This is a genomic window from Cytobacillus gottheilii (genome assembly GCF_900166665.1).
In the GTDB taxonomy this organism is placed as follows: domain Bacteria; phylum Bacillota; class Bacilli; order Bacillales; family Cytobacillaceae; genus Cytobacillus; species Cytobacillus gottheilii_A.
Genome location: NZ_LT800494.1, coordinates 61,707 through 80,404, shown reverse-complemented (window position 1 = coordinate 80,404; position 18,698 = coordinate 61,707). Strand labels below are relative to the sequence as shown.

General features: G+C 41.2%; 16 protein-coding genes, 1 tRNA gene, 2 rRNA genes, 1 other RNA gene and 1 other annotated feature. Of the genes, 15 read left to right on the top strand and 5 right to left on the bottom strand.

The features are described from left to right. Positions 1 to 206: 206 nt before the first annotated feature. Positions 207 to 321: ribosomal RNA gene (gene rrf / locus B7E07_RS00735) — 5S ribosomal RNA — on the top strand. 256 nt (positions 322 to 577) lie between these two features. On the opposite strand, the gene B7E07_RS00730 is transcribed toward rrf, so the two are convergent. After that, on the bottom strand, positions 578 to 1,531 hold the full coding sequence (locus B7E07_RS00730; protein WP_080843603.1) for a YaaC family protein: 954 nt from the start codon (positions 1,529 to 1,531) through the stop codon (positions 578 to 580). A 108-nt stretch (positions 1,532 to 1,639) separates the two neighbouring features. On the opposite strand from B7E07_RS00730, the gene guaB reads away from it, so the two are divergent. The 6 genes from guaB to B7E07_RS00700 all read left to right on the top strand — a co-directional run bounded on the left by guaB (position 1,640) and on the right by B7E07_RS00700 (position 8,171). Next, positions 1,640 to 3,106: an IMP dehydrogenase gene (guaB, locus tag B7E07_RS00725; protein WP_080843602.1), complete on the top strand. Its 1,467-nt coding sequence runs from the start codon at positions 1,640 to 1,642 to the stop codon at positions 3,104 to 3,106. Positions 3,107 to 3,358: 252 nt separating this feature from the next. Beyond that, a complete protein-coding gene (locus tag B7E07_RS00720) occupies positions 3,359 to 4,660 on the top strand; it encodes a D-alanyl-D-alanine carboxypeptidase family protein (RefSeq protein ID WP_176215272.1) in 1,302 nt (433 codons plus the stop codon). 211 nt (positions 4,661 to 4,871) lie between these two features. After that, positions 4,872 to 5,753, top strand: coding sequence for a pyridoxal 5'-phosphate synthase lyase subunit PdxS (pdxS, locus tag B7E07_RS00715; RefSeq protein ID WP_066441836.1), 882 nt, complete (start codon positions 4,872 to 4,874; stop codon positions 5,751 to 5,753). Positions 5,754 to 5,765: 12 nt separating this feature from the next. Next, positions 5,766 to 6,347, top strand: a complete 582-nt coding sequence (pdxT, locus tag B7E07_RS00710; RefSeq protein WP_080843600.1) for a pyridoxal 5'-phosphate synthase glutaminase subunit PdxT — start codon at positions 5,766 to 5,768, stop codon at positions 6,345 to 6,347. Between the two features lie 87 nt (positions 6,348 to 6,434). Further along, positions 6,435 to 6,649, top strand: a binding site (T-box leader). Positions 6,650 to 6,699: 50 nt separating this feature from the next. Beyond that, positions 6,700 to 7,980 carry a serine--tRNA ligase gene (gene serS, locus B7E07_RS00705; protein ID WP_080843599.1) on the top strand — a complete coding sequence of 427 codons (1,281 nt, stop codon included), beginning with the start codon at positions 6,700 to 6,702 and terminating at the stop codon, positions 7,978 to 7,980. 98 nt (positions 7,981 to 8,078) lie between these two features. Further along, positions 8,079 to 8,171 (top strand) — tRNA-Ser (locus B7E07_RS00700). Positions 8,172 to 8,302: 131 nt separating this feature from the next. Here the strand turns inward: B7E07_RS00700 and B7E07_RS00695 are convergent. From B7E07_RS00695 to B7E07_RS00680, 4 genes are all read right to left on the bottom strand, one after another. Next, a complete protein-coding gene (locus B7E07_RS00695; protein WP_080843598.1) occupies positions 8,303 to 8,971 on the bottom strand; it encodes a deoxynucleoside kinase in 669 nt (222 codons plus the stop codon). 16 nt (positions 8,972 to 8,987) lie between these two features. After that, a complete protein-coding gene (locus tag B7E07_RS00690; RefSeq protein WP_080843597.1) occupies positions 8,988 to 9,638 on the bottom strand; it encodes a deoxynucleoside kinase in 651 nt (216 codons plus the stop codon). 168 nt (positions 9,639 to 9,806) lie between these two features. After that, on the bottom strand, positions 9,807 to 11,093 hold the full coding sequence (locus B7E07_RS00685; RefSeq protein WP_080843596.1) for a glycoside hydrolase family 18 protein: 1,287 nt from the start codon (positions 11,091 to 11,093) through the stop codon (positions 9,807 to 9,809). Positions 11,094 to 11,129: 36 nt separating this feature from the next. Beyond that, positions 11,130 to 11,699 carry a cysteine hydrolase family protein gene (locus B7E07_RS00680; protein WP_080843595.1) on the bottom strand — a complete coding sequence of 190 codons (570 nt, stop codon included), beginning with the start codon at positions 11,697 to 11,699 and terminating at the stop codon, positions 11,130 to 11,132. Between the two features lie 86 nt (positions 11,700 to 11,785). Between B7E07_RS00680 and tadA the strand changes: the two genes are divergently transcribed. The 8 genes from tadA (at position 11,786) to B7E07_RS00640 (ending at position 18,275) form a co-directional block, all read left to right on the top strand. Next, a complete protein-coding gene (gene tadA, locus B7E07_RS00675) occupies positions 11,786 to 12,316 on the top strand; it encodes a tRNA adenosine(34) deaminase TadA (protein WP_080843594.1) in 531 nt (176 codons plus the stop codon). A gap of 75 nt (positions 12,317 to 12,391) precedes the next feature. Continuing rightward, an RNA gene (ffs, locus tag B7E07_RS00670) (signal recognition particle sRNA large type) lies at positions 12,392 to 12,656 on the top strand. Positions 12,657 to 12,781: 125 nt separating this feature from the next. Continuing rightward, positions 12,782 to 14,479, top strand: coding sequence for a DNA polymerase III subunit gamma/tau (dnaX, locus tag B7E07_RS00665; RefSeq protein WP_080843593.1), 1,698 nt, complete (start codon positions 12,782 to 12,784; stop codon positions 14,477 to 14,479). A 21-nt stretch (positions 14,480 to 14,500) separates the two neighbouring features. Next, positions 14,501 to 14,821: a YbaB/EbfC family nucleoid-associated protein gene (locus B7E07_RS00660; RefSeq protein ID WP_066441824.1), complete on the top strand. Its 321-nt coding sequence runs from the start codon at positions 14,501 to 14,503 to the stop codon at positions 14,819 to 14,821. Positions 14,822 to 15,077: 256 nt separating this feature from the next. After that, a complete protein-coding gene (gene recR, locus B7E07_RS00655; protein ID WP_066441822.1) occupies positions 15,078 to 15,674 on the top strand; it encodes a recombination mediator RecR in 597 nt (198 codons plus the stop codon). Between the two features lie 17 nt (positions 15,675 to 15,691). Continuing rightward, positions 15,692 to 15,910: a YaaL family protein gene (locus B7E07_RS00650; RefSeq protein WP_080843592.1), complete on the top strand. Its 219-nt coding sequence runs from the start codon at positions 15,692 to 15,694 to the stop codon at positions 15,908 to 15,910. A gap of 92 nt (positions 15,911 to 16,002) precedes the next feature. After that, positions 16,003 to 16,266, top strand: coding sequence for a pro-sigmaK processing inhibitor BofA family protein (locus B7E07_RS00645; protein WP_080843591.1), 264 nt, complete (start codon positions 16,003 to 16,005; stop codon positions 16,264 to 16,266). 459 nt (positions 16,267 to 16,725) lie between these two features. Beyond that, positions 16,726 to 18,275, top strand: a 16S ribosomal RNA gene (locus B7E07_RS00640). Positions 18,276 to 18,698 lie beyond the last annotated feature (423 nt).

Here is an 18,698-nt window from a genome sequence, read left to right as displayed (position 1 = left end):
ACTATTAACATTTTAAATGAATAATTTTTCAACTGAAATGATTTTTAAATATGTAAGCTTGCTCAACTTATCTTTTTACCAAACCGTGAGGGAAGCGAGAAGCGAACAGGTCGAGGAATCGAGTGAGGAAAGGCCGGAGCGTACGTAGTTGGTACGTGAGGACCTTGACGAGTGAGATGACGAAGAGATGTGAAGGTTATCGATTTCCGGACGATGATAGCGAGAAGGTCATACCCGTCCCTCCCGAACACGGAAGTTAAGCTTCTCAGCGCCAATGGTAGTTAGGGGCTGTCCCCTTGTGAGAGTAGGACGTTGCCGGGCAACATGAAAAAGTACATCTTTATGGATGTGCTTTTTTTGTAGTTAAAATTCTAAATTGAAGACGACTATTTAACTTCGAGAAACGTTGGAGGGCCAGTCATAATAGGAACGAAGAAGTTTATAGAAGGTAATGATTATGCAAGATTAAATAGAGGTAAATGCTTAAGAGAAAAACAAAAAAGGAATCCAACTAGTAACAGGACAAACTTATGGGATTCCTTTTTGTAAATCGTATCATCAGGAAGGGAACTAATCTTTACGTCCAGCTCTGTAAATACTGCTGAACTAAATAGGGTCCTTTCTTTGCAGTGATGTGCAAAAATGTTTTGATAAATGGATAATCATTATTTGGCATCATTTTAATGAGTTCACTCCACCACTCTGTTTCATAACGAGCAATCATACTTAAGTTGTATAGCAGCAAGTAGTGGATCAATAGCTCGGGAAAGGAATGTAAAGTGTTTTTGCAAATAGGAAAATGATAAGTCCTACGAAATAGATCAAAGCGAATTGGTTTATAATCTGAGATATGTTCATGACTATAATGAAAGCCTGCAATGTTTGGATCGTCCGCCTTTATTAAAGGAGAAAATGATTTGGTTGAGAGAAATTCAATAAACCGAGTTTCAGACATATGATAGTGTTTAATGATGGAAGGAGGAATAATAAAATGTTTCTCTTGCTTTGGGATTTGTATAAAATGTGCACCACCTGCCATTTGACGAAAGAGTCCTTCCATTTCAGGCACTTGTCTTAATAAATCTTCCATTATTGTTTTTTCTCCCTCCAAATGTTTCATGTGAAACATTTTCTCAGCCATAAATGGAAATAACCCACTCTTCTGCAGTTTCACTTCATCGTTGAAAAAACTGTACTGCTGTTTTTTTCGTTTTCTGGCAGAGACTCCATGAGCCAGGACAGAAGTAGTTTCTGGATAGTTGGGGTCAACTGTTAAAATGGCAGCTTTAATTAAATGAACTAATCCATAAAAGGACAGAATCGGCTTTATTAATAGTGGAGCTGCTTCTGATTGTTCATAATAAATTTGACCATGTTCTATGTAATAGATAAAGGGATAGCAGTTTTCAAAGCTTTTTTTTTCTGCTTGATCGATACCTTGTTTTTGATAACATTTTCTCAAATAGGCTTGGACATGGCTAGCAGAATAAAATGGCACAAAGGACTCCCATCCTTCAAGAATAGCCGACATAAAAACACCTCTCAATAATCTGAAAAATCTAACTTATACTAGGGTCCTTGACAGTATTTTGTCCAATTGATAACCTACTAATAATATTTTCGTCCAGGAGGGAAAAAAATGTGGGAAAATAAGTTCGTTAAAGAAGGTTTAACGTTTGATGATGTTTTACTTGTACCAGCAAAATCAGAAGTATTGCCAAAGGATGTAAGCTTAAGTGTTCAGCTGACAGAGAAAATTAAGCTTAATATTCCAATTATTAGTGCAGGGATGGACACAGTAACTGAGGCCGAAATGGCCATTGCAATGGCTCGGCAAGGCGGACTTGGCATCATTCATAAGAATATGTCAATCGAACAGCAGGCGGACTTGGTTGATAAAGTTAAGCGCTCCGAAAGCGGAGTTATTACAGACCCTTTTTTCCTTACTCCTGAACAGCAAGTGTTTGATGCTGAGCATTTAATGGGAAAATACAGAATTTCCGGTGTTCCGATTGTTAATAATCAAGATGAACGAAAGCTTGTGGGGATTTTAACAAATCGTGATCTTCGTTTTATTCAAGATTTTTCTATTAAAATATCAGATGTTATGACAAAAGAAAATCTTGTAACGGCTCCAGTAGGCACAACATTGGAAGAGGCAGAAAAAATTCTGCAAAAATATAAAATTGAAAAGCTTCCACTTGTTGATCAAGAAGGCACGTTACAAGGCTTAATTACCATTAAAGATATTGAAAAAGTCATTGAGTTCCCTCATTCTGCTAAAGACGAGCAGGGGAGACTTCTGGCAGGTGCAGCTGTAGGAGTTACAAAGGATACAATGAAACGTATTGAAATGCTTGCAAAGGCACAGGTTGATGTCATTGTTGTGGATACGGCACACGGTCATTCTAAAGGTGTAATTGATACAGTTAAAGAGATTCGCAATGCTTATCCTGAACTTGCCATTATTGCAGGAAATGTAGCAACTGCTGAAGCTACACGCGAATTAATTGAAGCTGGGGTAGATGTAGTTAAAGTTGGAATAGGACCTGGTTCAATCTGCACAACAAGGGTTGTAGCAGGTGTGGGTGTACCGCAAATTACTGCTGTATATGATTGTGCGACAGAAGCAAGAAAACACGGGAAAACGATTATTGCAGATGGCGGCATTAAATATTCTGGAGATATTGTTAAGGCGCTGGCTGCAGGAGGCCATGCTGTAATGCTTGGCAGCTTGCTTGCTGGTGTATCTGAGAGTCCTGGGGAAACTGAAATTTTCCAAGGCCGCCGCTTTAAAGTGTATCGTGGAATGGGATCAGTAGGGGCAATGGAAAAAGGTTCTAAAGACCGATATTTCCAAGAGGATAATAAGAAGTTTGTGCCGGAAGGAATTGAAGGGCGACTTCCTTACAAAGGTCCTTTAGCAGATACAATCTATCAGCTGATCGGCGGACTTCGTTCTGGAATGGGTTATTGCGGGACAAAAGATCTTACTGAATTACGTGAAAATGCACAGTTTATCCGCATGACAGGTGCTGGACTAAGAGAAAGCCATCCGCATGATGTGCAGATTACAAAGGAATCACCAAACTATTCAATTCAATAATTTTGAGCTAGGCAGGGACATAACGGTCTCTGCCTTTTTGTTTGGGGGGATATTTATTAGCAAATGTTCTTATAAACTGATACAAAAGCAATAGAGCTTTTAATATTTGCAGACAAGAATAGGTAAATACTCAAGCTACTTTTTGTAATAGAGATATGATAAAATAACAAAAGCTGCAAAAAATAGTTGGAGGTCTTTAGGTTGAAAAGAACTTTTTATCGTCAGTTTGTTGTAGGATTACTAACACTTGTTATGGCATTTAGTCTTCTCCCTGGTATAGGGCAAGTAAAAGCAGAGGATGTACTTAGCATTAATGGAGATGCCGCTATATTAGTAGAGGCAAAAACGGGAAAGGTTCTTTATTCTAAAGATGCTGACAAGGTGCTTGGAATTGCAAGTATGACAAAAATTATGACAGAATACTTGCTGCTTGAAGCAATTAAAGAAGGCAAAGTAACTTGGGATCAAGAATATGCGGTAAGTGAATATGTTTGGAAAGTTTCCCAAGATACAGCGTTATCGAATGTTCCTTTAAGAAGAGATGGTACTTATAATATTAAGGAACTGTATGAGGCAATGTCTATCTATTCAGCAAATGGTGCCACGATTGCCATAGCAGAAACGATTGCTGGTTCAGAAACGAATTTTGTGAAAATGATGAATGAAAAAGCAGAGGAGCTTGGTTTAAAAGATTATAAGTTTGTCAACTCCACTGGTTTAAATAACAGAGACTTAAAGGGAACAATCCCTGCTGGAAATCCAGATGAGGAAAACGTTATGTCTGCAAGAGCGACTGCCAAGCTAGCTTCTGCTCTTATTAATGAGTTCCCAGAAATACTTGAAACGACTAGTATTCCTGAGAAAGTCTTTAGAGAAGGCACAGATGATAGAATTGAAATGGAAAATTGGAACTGGATGCTTCCTGATCTCGTATATGGCTATGAAGGCGTAGATGGACTTAAAACAGGTACAACTGATTTTGCCGGCTATTGCTTTACAGGTACCGCTTTGCGTGATGGTACTCGTTATATTACAGTTGTCATGAATGCGAAGGATGATGATGGTTCGGCATCTTATAAATCAAGATTTGATGAAACAAAAAAAATGCTTGATTATGGTTTCGCTAATTTCGGTAATGAAGAAATCCTGCCTGCTGGTTATACGGTCAAAGGAAATGAAACGTTGCCGGTAGTAAAAGGCAAAGAGGATCAAGTCAGCATTGAATCAGCTGAAGCAATTTCTTTAATCGTGAAAAACGGCGAAGCTGAAAACTATAAACCTGTACTTGTGATAGATGAAGACAAACTCAATGAAGAAGGTCAACTGACTGCTCCTGTTAAAAAAGGTGATAAGATTGGTGAATTAACACTTGAAGGAGCAGAAGGGGAGATGGACTTCCTATCTGAAGCAGGACAGAACACTATTACAGTTGATGTTATAGCTGCAGAGGATGTAGAGAAGGCAAACTGGTTTGTGCTCTCTATGAGAGGTGTGGGAGGCTTCTTTAGCGACATCTGGGGCAGTGTATCTTCCACTGTAAAGGGCTGGTTTTAATTTCAGCTGAATAATTGTGTGAGTATAAGGAATCCTGTCATTGACAGGGTTCTTTTTTTATAAAAACATTTTGGTTAAGAGGATATATATTTATCATTTTTCCTAAACAGATTTTTCCGATCAGATAAATTGTATTTTCCTTTTAGAAGATTCAATTTATAATGGAAGAGATCCATCACTTAAAAAGATGGCAAGGATAAGGGGGATTAACATGAAAACAGGTACAGATCGAGTTAAGCGCGGTATGGCAGAAATGCAAAAGGGCGGCGTTATTATGGACGTTGTGAATGCAGAACAAGCAAAAATTGCAGAAGAGGCTGGTGCTGTTGCTGTAATGGCATTAGAGAGAGTACCATCTGATATCCGTGCTGCAGGCGGTGTCGCTAGAATGGCAGATCCTCGTATAATGGAAGAAGTTATGAACGCTGTTTCAATACCGGTTATGGCTAAAGCAAGAATTGGTCATATTGTCGAAGCGCGTGTGCTTGAGGCAATGGGTGTAGATTACATAGATGAAAGTGAAGTTTTAACTCCAGCAGATGAAGAATATCATTTAAATAAAAGGGATTATACAGTTCCATTTGTCTGCGGCTGCCGGGATCTTGGAGAAGCACTTCGCAGAATTGGTGAAGGAGCTTCAATGCTTCGTACAAAAGGTGAACCAGGAACAGGAAATATCGTTGAAGCAGTCCGCCATATGAGAAAGGTTAATGCACAAGTGCGCAAAGTATCAAACATGAGCGAAGATGAACTCATGACAGAAGCAAAGCTTTTAGGTGCTCCTTATGAATTGCTACTTGAAATCCGCAGCTTAGGTCGTCTGCCAGTTGTAAACTTTGCAGCTGGAGGAGTTGCAACACCAGCAGATGCAGCACTGATGATGGAGTTAGGTGCTGATGGTGTATTTGTCGGTTCTGGTATTTTCAAATCAGAGAATCCAGCTAAGTTTGCTCGTGCGATTGTAGAAGCAACAACACATTATCAGGATTATAAGCTGATTGCTGAACTATCTAAAGAGCTTGGCACGCCAATGAAGGGAATTGAAATTTCTTCCCTGGCTCCAGAAGCAAGAATGCAGGAGCGCGGCTGGTAAGGAGCAGATACAATGATAAAAATAGGGGTATTAGGACTGCAGGGTGCAGTAAGAGAGCATGTCCGTTCAATTGAAAGCTGTGGAGCAGAAGCAATCGTTATAAAAAAGATAGAGCAGCTGGAAGAGGCTGATGGTCTAATTATCCCTGGTGGAGAAAGCACAACGATGCGCCGGCTGATTGATAAGTATGACTTCATGCCAAAACTCAAAGAGTTTGCGGATTCAGGGAAACCTATGTTTGGCACGTGTGCAGGGTTAATATTATTAGCACAGCAAATTGTTGGTTATGATGAGCCGCATATCGGAGCTTTAAATGTGAAGGTGGAGAGAAATTCTTTTGGCAGGCAAAAAGAGAGCTTTGAAGCAGACTTAGATATTGCCGAAGTAGCAGAAGATTTCACTGCTGTCTTTATTCGAGCACCACATATTGTCCAAGCTGGCGAAAATGTTGAGATATTAGCTAAACATGAAGGGCGAATTGTAGCTGCAAGAGAAGGCCAGTTTCTCGGATGTTCATTTCATCCTGAATTGACTGATGACCATCGTTTAACTCAGTACTTTATCAATATGGTAAAAGAAACAAAAAGCCAATAGCCTAAAAATGAACTTTTGAAATTCTAAGCATAATAGAGTTGCAAATGAGGCATAATTGTAGTAAATTATGAATTACTAAAACGTATAGTGAAAGCATTGAGAGGAAGCAGTAGCAGGTATGTCATTCTTTAGAGAGCCGGTGGTTGGTGGAAATCGGTGAATGAGGCTTGTGAATCCATCCTTGAGTGGAGCTTGGAAAGCAGTTTGCAAGTAATAGCTCCCGGTTAATACCGTTACAGAATTAAGGTGGAAGGCTCATGCTTTCAACTAGGGTGGCAACGCGGGTAACTCTCGTCCCTTTTTTGGGGACGGGAGTTTTTTGTGTTCTAAAAAAATTAGGAGGCAGAAAAACATGCTGGATATTAAAGTATTAAGAGCTGATTTTGAAGGTGTTAAAGAAAAACTGCAGCATCGCGGAGAGGACTTAACAGATTTAAATAAGTTTGAAGATCTTGATGTGAGAAGACGTGAAATTATTTTTGAGGCAGAGCAGCTGAAAAGCAGAAGAAATGAAGTGTCTCAGCAGGTCGCTCTTTTAAAACGTGAAAAAAAGGATGCGGATCAATTAATTGCTGAAATGCGTGAGGTTGGAGACCGTATTAAAACACTTGATGAAGAGCAGCGTGCTGTTGAAGAAGAACTAAATCTATTGCTCTTAAGCATCCCGAACATCCCGCACGAAAGTGTTCCTGTCGGTGAAACAGAGGATGATAATGTAGAGGCTTGGAACTGGGGAGAAGTAAAGGAATTTGACTTTGAACCAAAGCCTCATTGGGATGTAGCAGATGCTCTTGGTATATTAGATTTTGAAAGAGCCAGCAAAGTCACAGGAAGCCGTTTTGTTTTTTATAAAGGGCTAGGAGCTCGTCTTGAGCGCGCCTTATTTAACTTTATGCTTGATCTTCATACAGAGGAAAATGGATATGAAGAAGTCTTACCGCCATACATGGTAAACCGTGCAAGCATGACAGGAACAGGTCAGCTTCCAAAGTTCGAGGAGGATGCTTTCTTAATTGACAGTGAAGACTATTTCCTCATTCCAACAGCTGAGGTACCTGTTACAAATATGCATCGTGATGAAATTATGGACGGTGAACAGCTTCCTGTACAATATGCAGCTTTTAGTGCCTGCTTCCGTTCTGAAGCAGGTTCAGCAGGCCGTGACACAAGAGGTCTCATTCGTCAGCATCAATTCAATAAAGTAGAACTTGTGAAATTTGTTAAACCAGAAGATTCTTATGCAGCTTTAGAAAGCTTAACGAAGGATGCCGAGAAGGTTCTGCAGCTGCTTGGCCTGCCATATCGTGTAATGAGCATGTGTACAGGAGATCTAGGTTTCACAGCAGCAAAGAAATACGATATTGAAGTTTGGATTCCAAGCTATAACACATACCGTGAGATTTCTTCTTGCAGTAATTTTGAGGCCTTCCAGGCACGTCGAGCAAACATTCGCTTCCGTCGTGATCCAAAGGGTAAACCAGAGCATGTTCATACATTAAATGGTTCTGGTCTGGCGCTCGGCCGTACGGTTGCCGCTATTTTAGAAAATTATCAGCAGGCTGATGGCAGTGTGGTCATTCCAGAAGTCTTACGCCCATATATGGGAAACAGAGAGGTTATTTCTCCAGCGTAAATTAAGCCATTTTGAGCGGGTGTTTTGCCCGCTCAAAAAAATATTAAAATAATGTTGACTTTCATTTTTGTACATGTTATATTAATTCTTGTCGATACGGAGGAATACCCAAGTCCGGCTGAAGGGATCGGTCTTGAAAACCGACAGGCGGGTTAAACCGCGCGGGGGTTCGAATCCCTCTTCCTCCGCCATTATATTTGACATTACACGCGCATAAATATATGGAGATTATCTAACCGCTGCTGTTGAAGTAGCGGTTTTCCTTTTGTCCAGAATCTCTTTCCTTTTAAATAGAAAAAATAAACCGCTGATATTCAGCGGTTTATTTCTTTAGTAATTGAGTTTGTTTCATAAAATGCGAGATGCGTTCGATAATCGGTTCAATGGATCCTTCTTGCGCAATAATGTCATATTCATTAATATTTAAGCGCAGAACAGGGCAAGCATTAAAGCCATCAATCCATGATTCGTAACGCTGATGCATTTCCTGCCAGTATTCAACAGGTGTCTGCTGTTCCATTGGACGGCCGCGTTCATGAATACGTTCTAGAATGTCTTCAATAGAACCTTCTAAATAAATCAGCAAGTCTGGATGAGGGAAGTAAGGTGTCATGACCATAGCATCAAAAAGACTTGTGTACGTTTCATAGTCTACAGGCGACATCGTCCCTTTCTCAAAGTGCATTTTTGCAAAAATGCCAGTATCCTCGTAAATAGAACGATCTTGAATAAAGCCTCCGCCATATTCAAAAATTCTTTTTTGCTCTTTAAAGCGTTCAGCAAGGAAATAGATTTGCAAGTGGAAGCTCCAGCGTTCAAAATCAGCATAAAACTTGTCCAAGTAAGGATTTGTATCCACCTTTTCAAAGGAAGTGCGGAAATTAAGTGCATTTGCTAATGCGTTTGTCATTGTAGACTTCCCGACACCAACAGTGCCGGCAATTGTAATAACTGAATTTGCAGGTATATTGTACTTTTCTCTTAAGTTCATATCCATTAGACCCCTTTTAATTCTTATGGTCGATGCATTTCTTTTTTTCTACTGCATTCGATAGCTCATTATAAATATGGAGTAAATCTTCTTCATTTTTAACAAAGTCGAGCTCATCACCGTTAAAACGAAGAACAGGAATATCCGGATGCTTAGCTTCAAACTCATTCATGGCATTTTGGTAATCAATCGATAATTGCTCTAAATATAATGGACTTATATTTTTTTCGATTTCTCTGCCGCGCATTTTAATTCGATCTAAGAGTGTTTCGAGACTCGCATCCAAATAAATGATGACATTTGGTTTGGGCATATCTGCTGTTAAAATATCATAGATCTTTAAGTATTTATTATATTCACTTTCGTTCAGTGATCTTTGCGCAAAAATGAGGTTTTTGAATATATGATAATCTGCCACAACAGGCTTGTTTTTATTTAAATAATGATGATGAATGTCGCTAAGCTGCTTATAACGGTTGCATAGAAAAAACATTTCCGTTTGAAAGCTCCATTCTTCAATATTATCGTAAAATTTCCCTAAAAAAGGGTTTTCGTCAACAATCTCTTTTAAGAGTGTGAATTGATAATGTGTAGAGATTGCTTTCGCAAGTGATGTTTTGCCCACACCAATTGGTCCTTCTACAGTTAAAAAAGGTATTTCCCCCATGATATCCTCCTACTCACCGCGATTATGGGATTTTTTTTATGTTCAATTTTAAACACGTCTAACTATTTTACCACACTTTGATAAGCTGTGATATGGTGGGAAATATAGGAGAAAAGAAAAAACAGCCTTCCTATAAGGGAAAGCTGTTTACCTTAGTAATACTTTACATTAAGCTCTTTTTGTCACATTAAAATTATCATAGATGAGGAGCCAGTTTTGCGGAAATGATAGCCCTAACTTCCAGTAGCTCACTCCCCTTAAGTTAAGCTCTTTTACCAGGTCAAATTTCGCCTGAATGGAACGGCCGTCCTCAAACCATACTTCATGATCTCTGCCTTCATTATCCCTGTAGCGGAAGAAAGGTGCTTGTGCGCGTGTATCATACTGTATTGCTACGTTATTTTCTGCCGCAATTTGGATCGCTTGCTGCGGACTGACGGCTCTTGCGACTGATCCCTGAACAAAAGGCAAAGTCCAATCATAGCCATATAAGTTTTGCCCCATTAAAATTTTGGTTGAAGGCATTTCACTAATCGCATATTCTAAAACGTCTCGAACAGGGCCAATCGGAGATACTGCCATGGCAGGTCCGCCACTATATCCCCATTCATAAGTCATAATGACAACAAAGTCTGCAATCTCACCATGTGCGCGGTAATCATGTGCCTCATACCAGGCTCCTTGCTGATCAGCACTTGTTTTAGGTGCTAAAGCTGTGGAAAGAAGCCATCCTTCTGCTTGGAATCGCTGTTTTGCCCGCCGGAGAAACTGATTATATGCCTCGCGATCAGCTGGCCGCAAGTATTCAAAGTCAAAATGAATATCGCGAAAGCCATATTTTCTTGCTGTTGCCACAATATTATTTAAGAATCGATTTTGCACTTCCATATCATTTAAAAGAATGCGGCCAAGCTCGTCGTTAAACTGGTCATTTTCTTGATTGGAGATAACCATCATTAAAACATTGTTGTTCGCTGCGGCAATGGCAGGAAAGTCATTTAAAAGCGGCTCACGCAGTGAACCATCCCGAAGAGCCTGAAAATTAAAAGGAGCCAGATAGGTTAAGTAAGGAGCAGCTTCACGTGCAGCTTCCTCAAGGGCGGGAGCAACTGATGTTCCTCGAGGTTCTACATAAGCATTAAATTCTGCAGCCGCTTTTGGCTGCTGAGGAATATAAAGCCGGAAGCCAACTTGAAGCGGCTGGTTAACAGACAGGCCATTTACTCCAGCCAGCTCTTGATAAGATAAACCGAAACGCTGGGATATGGAATAAAGACTATCACCAGGCTGAACCCAATAAAAACTGCCGACAATTGGAATGACAAGCGTTTGGCCGACCACCAGATTATTAGGATTGGTTATTTCGTTTGCTTCTATTAGATCTTCTGGCGTTGTGCCAAAGGCTCCTGCAATACTTGATAATGACTGGCCAGGACGAACAACATGAATTTGCATAGCAATTCCCTCCTTATTACACACACTGCTACCATTTTATGAAGGGAACTTGCCAGTAATGTTATAATTATCTTCAGAAATTGGATCAATATTTGCTTTTAGCACCTGATTCATCATGAGAAGAGCATATTTGTTATCTTCATCACAATTGGATGCAATACAATTTTCAGGCACAACCAATTGATATTCGCGCATATATGCATCATTGGCGGTAAATAGCACGCAAATATTTCCAGCTATTCCTGCTAAGTATAGCGTGTTAATGCTAAGTTGATGCAGCAGGGTATTTAAAGCTGTTCCAAAAAATCCAGAATGCTTCGGTTTAATTAAAAAATACTCGTCATCACGAGGCTGGATTTTTCTTAATACTTTGTCACTAGTTGAGTTACTGCAATAATCAATAATCTTATAAAGATTGGCCTGCCATAAATTATAGTGATCATTGACATAAATGACTGGATGATTATGGTGGTGAAAATAAGCTCTCAAGGCATTGATGGGTTTTGTGAGGTGTTCTGCTTTTTCTGCTAAAAGAGCACCTTCCTTAAATTGAAAGTCATTGATCATGTCTATGATAATGAGAGCAGGTGTTATAGAGTTGGTCAAAATTAAATCACCGCCTTTAGCGATTAGTGTTGTTTAAAAATGTGTTTTTAATCATACCTTGCTTTAAGAGGGTGACGCAGGAGTGAATGCAAGTGGAATGCAATGAAGATGAGTATTATATGAAGGAAGCGATAAAGGAAGCCAAAAAGGCAGAGCTGCTTGAGGAAGTTCCGATTGGAGCGGTGATTGTTTATAATGGTGAAATTGTAGCAAGAGCTCATAATCTGCGGGAAACAGATCAAAACGCACTTGCACATGCGGAACTTCTTGCTATTGATGCAGCATGTCAGCGGCTTGGGACATGGCGACTAGAGGATGCAGTTTTATATGTTACACTAGAGCCGTGCCCCATGTGTTCCGGTGCAATTGTCTTATCTAGAGTTAAGCGGACAGTGTATGGAGCAAAAGATCCGAAGGGCGGCTGTGCGGGGACACTGATGAATCTGCTGCAGGAAAGCCGATTCAATCATCAAAGTGAAGTTGTTTCCGGGGTGCTTGAGGAGGAATGCGGTGAGTTGCTTTCAACCTTTTTCAGAGAACTGAGAAATCGAAAGAAGGAAGCAAAAAGGCTGAGCAGACAAGGGATAGATGACGTTACAGAAATTGACAATGGATAAGCGTTGCTTTTTATATTGAATATTAGTATACTAATTATGCGTCATTAAGACGCCTTAATATTGGTATCAACTTTGCCGTGCTAGGCGGGGAGGTAGCGGTGCCCTGTACTCGCAATCCGCTCTAGCGAGGCTGAATCCCTTCCTGAGGCTGATATCCTGTAGGGTCTGCCTTAAGTAAGTGGTGTTGACGCCCGGGTCCTGCGCAATGGGAATCCATGAACCATGTCAGGTCCGGAAGGAAGCAGCATTAAGTGGACGCTCCCATGTGCCGCAGGGTTGCCTGGGCTGAGCTAACTGCTTAAGTAACGCTTATGGGCATCAGTCGACGGAAGGTGCACGGCAGTTATATGAATAAGTACAAACTCACTCTAGATTTAGGGTGAGTTTTTTACATTTGGTTTTGGAAAAACACTTTTTTATAAGTTATAATAGACAAGACAATAAATTAGGAAGGGGGGCGTGTCAATGAGCTATCAGGCTTTATATCGTGTTTGGCGTCCGCAGCAATTTATTGATGTAGTCGGACAAGAACATGTGACAAAGACATTGCAGAACGCCCTGCTTCACAATAAAATTTCACATGCATACCTATTCTCTGGGCCGCGTGGAACAGGAAAAACGAGTGCGGCGAAAATCTTAGCCAAAGCCGTTAACTGTGAACGTGCACCTATTAATGAACCTTGCAACGAATGTTCGGCATGCAAGGGCATTACAGATGGATCAATCCCAGATGTGATTGAAATTGATGCCGCATCCAATAACGGCGTCGAAGAGATTCGGGATATTCGTGATAAAGTGAAGTATGCACCAAGCTCAGTTAAGTATAAAGTCTATATTGTCGATGAAGTGCATATGCTTTCCATTGGAGCTTTCAATGCTTTATTAAAAACATTGGAAGAACCGCCGAAGCATGTTATTTTTATACTGGCAACAACAGAGCCTCATAAGATTCCTCTTACCATCATTTCCAGATGTCAAAGATTTGATTTTAAGCGAATTACTGCACAGGCTATTGTGGGCAGAATGAAGCTGATTGTAGACGAAACTGGCATACAATATGATGAAAAGGCATTGCAAATTGTCGCCAGGGCGGCAGAAGGCGGTATGCGTGATGCTTTAAGTTTGCTCGATCAGGCCATATCATTCAGTGATGGGAAGGTTTCTGAAGAGGACGCGCTAATGGTAACTGGCGCAGTTTCACAAAATTTTCTTAACAGGCTAGCATCTGCTGTTCAGCAGAAGGATGCTGCTGCTGGCTTAGAGGCATTGGAGGAACTGCTGTTTCAAGGGAAAGATCCATCGCGTTTTATCGAAGACTTCATCTTATATTATCGGGATATGCTTTTATATAAAGCGGCGCCAACCCTTGAAGAATCAATGGAAAGAGTCATGCTGGATGATGATTTTAGATCCCTTTCTGATGAGATTGATGCGGCAGAAATCTATGAACTTATAGAAGTGCTGAGCAAATCACAGCAGGAAATGAGATGGACAAACCATCCGAGGATTTTTCTTGAGGTAGCCATTATGAAGCTCTGCCAATTAGAAAATAAGACTTCATCTGCTGCTAATGCTGATATCCAGCCGCTTTTCGATAAGATTAATCAGCTTGAGCAGGAACTGCTTGAGCTAAGAAAAAATGGAGTAACAGCAACAGAAACTGCTGAGCAGCCTGCGGTAAAGAAGCAGACGAGAAATTCGCGTAAAGGCTATCAGGCACCTAGCGGGAAAATAAACGAAATATTAAAGAATGCAACAAAGCAAGATCTTATTAGTATTAAAAGCCGCTGGGGAGAGATGCTGGACAAACTCGTTCATAATCAAATGAGATCACAGGCAGCGCTTCTTAATGAAGCTGAACCTGTAGCAGCCTCAGACCAGGCTTTTATTATAAAATTTAAATATGAAATACACTGCCAAATGGCTATGGATAACAGCCGATTCCTTGAAACACTGACAAATTCTCTTTACGAACTAATTGGCAAGAGAATGCAAATGGTTGGTGTGCCGGATGAGCAGTGGATGGATATCAGGGAAAATTTCATTCAAAACCAGCGTGATGATTCAGATGGCGATGATGGTTTTGAAGCAAAGGAAGAGGAGCCTTTTATTGCTGAAGCGAAGAAACTATTCGGTGATGAACTGCTTGAAATTAAAGACTAAAATAATGGAGGTTTAATAACTATGCGTGGAATGGGTAATATGCAAAATATGATGAAGCAAATGCAAAAGATGCAAAAGAAAATGGCCGAGGCTCAGGAAGAGCTGGGAGAAAAAAGAATTGAAGGAACAGCTGGCGGCGGCATGGTAACTGTCATTGTTTCAGGTCACAAAGAAGTGCTTGAAGTGAATATTAAGGAAGAGGTTGTTGACCCAGAAGATATCGAAATGCTTCAGGATTTAGTATTGGCAGCGACAAATGATGCTTTAAAGAAAGCGGATGAGCTGACAAATTCAACAATGGGCCAATTCACAAAAGGAATGAACTTGCCAGGAATGTTCTAATGATATAATAGGCGCCGCAGCCAGAGGTTTTACTTAGCAATTTACCTCGATTCGTGCGGCGCTGTTTTATTGCTTTGGAAAATTAGTATTACAGCTTTTTAATTATAGTACTAAAAAAATAAGAATAGTGCTTTGCTCCAGTCTCCTAGCGGTTCTTGGGTCTAATCCGTTCCTGCCAAAAAGACTTTTGCTGGGAATACCTTATGCCTGCCTGGGCTGAGCAAGGCGCTTACGCTTTTCTATATAGGAGGATACTATGCATTATCCTGAACCAATATCAAAGCTCATAGATAGTTTTATGAAACTGCCGGGAATTGGACCAAAAACAGCAGCACGTCTTGCCTTTTACGTATTGAATATGAAGGAAGATGTCGTACTCGATTTTGCTAAAGCTCTTGTTAATGCAAAACGGAACTTGAGCTATTGTTCTGTTTGCGGCCATATTACGGACCAGGATCCGTGTTATATATGTGAGGATCAGCGTCGGGATCGAACACTGATTTGTGTTGTTCAAGATCCTAAAGATGTCATTGCTATGGAAAAGATGAAAGAATTTAATGGTCTTTACCATGTACTACACGGAGCGATCTCTCCAATGGATGGAATTGGGCCAGAGGATATCAATATTCCTGATTTACTAAAAAGACTGCAGGATGATACCGTTCAAGAGGTTATATTGGCTACAAATCCAAACATTGAAGGAGAAGCAACAGCCATGTATATCTCAAGGCTATTAAAACCTTCGGGCATTAAGGCAACACGAATTGCTCACGGCTTGCCGGTTGGCGGCGATTTGGAATATGCCGACGAAGTAACCTTATCCAAAGCGCTTGAAGGAAGAAGAGAAGTTTAAATTCGGAGGAGTTTAACATGTTTTTTCGTAAAAAAGGCTGGCTGCGCAAGGAATATGATGAAAAGCTGCTGCTGGAATTAAATGAATTAAAAATGAACTGGAAAAATCAAAGTACTCTGGTTGAAAAAAGTTTTGATACGACCGAAGAAGCAATTAGTGATGCTAAGCTAGCAGAAGCAAAGTATTTTTTTCTGTTTAAAGAAGCTAAAAAAAGAAACGTATCAGTTAAATATTAAAATATAAGTACGATTAGCGCTCTCAGGTCTATTTGTATAAATTAAACATAAATTTAATAGTACAAGTTGTCTGAGGGGAGATGAATAGAATTATGGATCCGATTATGGTCATTTCGGTTCTGGGAGGATTGATTTTATTAATTCTCCTAATGGGAGCTCCTATGAGACCGGTCAGGTTTATTGGACAAGGTTTTGTGAAGTTATTGATAGGAGCACTCTTTTTGTTTTTTCTAAATGCTTTTGGAAATCAGTTTGGCATCCATGTACCTATTAACCTGGTTACCTCTGCGATATCCGGATTCCTAGGTATTCCAGGTCTATTTTCTTTAGTGGCGATTCAAACTTGGGTGCTTTAATGCTTGAGAAGCTGAAGGATTTTGATCCTTCAGCTTTTTTAATTAAGGAAAGAATTTTATCTTATCTCTTAAAGCGGTAAAGGCTGATACGTACGACTGTGTATATATAATGATAAGCCACAAGGCAAGTTTTCAGCTAACTTATGTATTAATAGAAGAAATAACATGATCTAACTTTAGAATTTATAATTAATAAAATAAAATTAGTGTTGACTTTGCTTTTATACGCTGATAATATATTAAGAGTCGTCACAACGACACACACTCGCTTTTGAAAAAACATCAAAAAAGATGTTGACAAAACGAGTTAATAAATGATATATTAATAAAGTCGCTTCTGAGCGGCGGAGTTAATAAAATTGCTCTTTGAAAACTGAACGAACAATAAAACGTCAACGTTTAAAAAAGATTCTTCGGAATCAACAATGTACATTATGTACACAAGAGCTAATCAACTCTTTCTTGGAGAGTTTGATCCTGGCTCAGGACGAACGCTGGCGGCGTGCCTAATACATGCAAGTCGAGCGGACGGATGGGAGCTTGCTCCCTGAAGTCAGCGGCGGACGGGTGAGTAACACGTGGGCAACCTGCCTGTAAGACTGGGATAACTTCGGGAAACCGGAGCTAATACCGGATAATGCTTTTGGACTCATGTCCTTAAGCTGAAAGATGGTTTCGGCTATCACTTACAGATGGGCCCGCGGCGCATTAGCTAGTTGGTGAGGTAACGGCTCACCAAGGCAACGATGCGTAGCCGACCTGAGAGGGTGATCGGCCACACTGGGACTGAGACACGGCCCAGACTCCTACGGGAGGCAGCAGTAGGGAATCTTCCGCAATGGACGAAAGTCTGACGGAGCAACGCCGCGTGAGTGATGAAGGTTTTCGGATCGTAAAACTCTGTTGTTAGGGAAGAACAAGTACCGGAGTAACTGCCGGTACCTTGACGGTACCTAACCAGAAAGCCACGGCTAACTACGTGCCAGCAGCCGCGGTAATACGTAGGTGGCAAGCGTTGTCCGGAATTATTGGGCGTAAAGCGCGCGCAGGCGGTCCTTTAAGTCTGATGTGAAAGCCCACGGCTCAACCGTGGAGGGTCATTGGAAACTGGGGGACTTGAGTGCAGAAGAGGAGAGTGGAATTCCACGTGTAGCGGTGAAATGCGTAGAGATGTGGAGGAACACCAGTGGCGAAGGCGACTCTCTGGTCTGTAACTGACGCTGAGGCGCGAAAGCGTGGGGAGCGAACAGGATTAGATACCCTGGTAGTCCACGCCGTAAACGATGAGTGCTAAGTGTTAGAGGGTTTCCGCCCTTTAGTGCTGCAGCAAACGCATTAAGCACTCCGCCTGGGGAGTACGGCCGCAAGGCTGAAACTCAAAGGAATTGACGGGGGCCCGCACAAGCGGTGGAGCATGTGGTTTAATTCGAAGCAACGCGAAGAACCTTACCAGGTCTTGACATCCTCTGACACTCCTAGAGATAGGACGTTCCCCTTCGGGGGACAGAGTGACAGGTGGTGCATGGTTGTCGTCAGCTCGTGTCGTGAGATGTTGGGTTAAGTCCCGCAACGAGCGCAACCCTTGATCTTAGTTGCCAGCATTCAGTTGGGCACTCTAAGGTGACTGCCGGTGACAAACCGGAGGAAGGTGGGGATGACGTCAAATCATCATGCCCCTTATGACCTGGGCTACACACGTGCTACAATGGATGGTACAAAGGGCTGCAAGACCGCGAGGTTTAGCCAATCCCATAAAACCATTCTCAGTTCGGATTGCAGGCTGCAACTCGCCTGCATGAAGCCGGAATCGCTAGTAATCGCGGATCAGCATGCCGCGGTGAATACGTTCCCGGGCCTTGTACACACCGCCCGTCACACCACGAGAGTTTGTAACACCCGAAGTCGGTGGGGTAACCTTTTGGAGCCAGCCGCCTAAGGTGGGACAGATGATTGGGGTGAAGTCGTAACAAGGTAGCCGTATCGGAAGGTGCGGCTGGATCACCTCCTTTCTAAGGATGAAATGAAGTTTATCTTCATTAAAAGACGTCTTTATTTGTTCGTTCAGTTTTGAGAGAGCAATCTCTCTGGGTTAGTATTTTGAAAAAGAATACTAACTTAAATACATTGCTCCTGCGCCGCAGTAGTTCGAGGAAGTTAATCCTCAGCTCGTCGCAAGGCAGCATGAAGAATAGCTGCGATGGCTAATCACGATGTGATTGAAATCAGTGGCCTTGTTCCTTGAAAACTAGATAATGCAATATAGAAGAAGATTACCAAGTAATCGCCATCTTAGTTTTTTCTCTCTTATTTAGAAACTAATCTTTAGTAACGAAGTAAGAGCAGTAACCATGAGGGTAATGAGCGACAAGGAGATCAAGGAAGCGACGGAGCGAGCACCGGAGCGTACTTCGTACGTGAGGAGCAGAGTGACA

Excerpts from the sequence above, each read along its gene's own strand:
- serS (WP_080843599.1), top strand. The coding sequence starts at position 6,700 with ATGCTGGATATTAAAGTATTAAGAGCTGATTTTGAAGGTGTTAAAGAA.
- B7E07_RS00690 (WP_080843597.1), bottom strand. The coding sequence starts at position 9,638 with ATGGGGGAAATACCTTTTTTAACTGTAGAAGGACCAATTGGTGTGGGC.
- B7E07_RS00720 (WP_176215272.1), top strand. The coding sequence starts at position 3,359 with ATGGCATTTAGTCTTCTCCCTGGTATAGGGCAAGTAAAAGCAGAGGAT.
- pdxS (WP_066441836.1), top strand. The coding sequence starts at position 4,872 with ATGAAAACAGGTACAGATCGAGTTAAGCGCGGTATGGCAGAAATGCAA.
- B7E07_RS00650 (WP_080843592.1), top strand. The coding sequence starts at position 15,692 with ATGTTTTTTCGTAAAAAAGGCTGGCTGCGCAAGGAATATGATGAAAAG.
- B7E07_RS00730 (WP_080843603.1), bottom strand. The coding sequence starts at position 1,531 with ATGTCGGCTATTCTTGAAGGATGGGAGTCCTTTGTGCCATTTTATTCT.
- B7E07_RS00685 (WP_080843596.1), bottom strand. The coding sequence starts at position 11,093 with ATGCAAATTCATGTTGTTCGTCCTGGCCAGTCATTATCAAGTATTGCA.
- pdxT (WP_080843600.1), top strand. The coding sequence starts at position 5,766 with ATGATAAAAATAGGGGTATTAGGACTGCAGGGTGCAGTAAGAGAGCAT.
- tadA (WP_080843594.1), top strand. The coding sequence starts at position 11,786 with ATGCAAGTGGAATGCAATGAAGATGAGTATTATATGAAGGAAGCGATA.
- B7E07_RS00695 (WP_080843598.1), bottom strand. The coding sequence starts at position 8,971 with ATGAACTTAAGAGAAAAGTACAATATACCTGCAAATTCAGTTATTACA.
- guaB (WP_080843602.1), top strand. The coding sequence starts at position 1,640 with ATGTGGGAAAATAAGTTCGTTAAAGAAGGTTTAACGTTTGATGATGTT.
- dnaX (WP_080843593.1), top strand. The coding sequence starts at position 12,782 with ATGAGCTATCAGGCTTTATATCGTGTTTGGCGTCCGCAGCAATTTATT.
- B7E07_RS00660 (WP_066441824.1), top strand. The coding sequence starts at position 14,501 with ATGCGTGGAATGGGTAATATGCAAAATATGATGAAGCAAATGCAAAAG.
- recR (WP_066441822.1), top strand. The coding sequence starts at position 15,078 with ATGCATTATCCTGAACCAATATCAAAGCTCATAGATAGTTTTATGAAA.
- B7E07_RS00645 (WP_080843591.1), top strand. The coding sequence starts at position 16,003 with ATGGATCCGATTATGGTCATTTCGGTTCTGGGAGGATTGATTTTATTA.